1 protein-coding gene is annotated in these 297 nt (G+C 35.0%); it reads right to left on the reverse strand.

Annotation, left to right across the window (positions count from 1 at the left end; genetic code table 11):
• On the reverse strand, positions 1-297 hold a 297-nt coding region (locus G3A46_RS14645), incomplete at both ends, for a hypothetical protein (RefSeq protein WP_165150778.1).

A 297-nucleotide genomic window follows, 5' to 3' on the forward strand; every position in this document is an offset into this window, starting at 1 on the left:
CGAAAAGGTCTGAACCTGTTGTATTGGTAATAAGGTTGATAATTTCATTATAAATATCACCTTGATTCTGGATGTTAGTTACCACATCTCCAACAACATCGATTGTGATTGTATCACCATTTGCGTTTGTCAGTGTGTAAGTTCCATTACCGTTATCTAACAATGTAGTCGTGTTAGCATCAAACGTAATTACATCTCCATTTACTGTAGTATGCGTAAATGTACCATCGCCATTATCTACGAAGAGGTCTGAACCTGTAGTGTTGGTAATAAGGTTGATAATTTCATTATAGATAT

It is taken from the genome of Aequorivita sp. KMM 9714, from assembly GCF_011065475.1.
Taxonomy (GTDB): domain Bacteria; phylum Bacteroidota; class Bacteroidia; order Flavobacteriales; family Flavobacteriaceae; genus Aequorivita; species Aequorivita sinensis.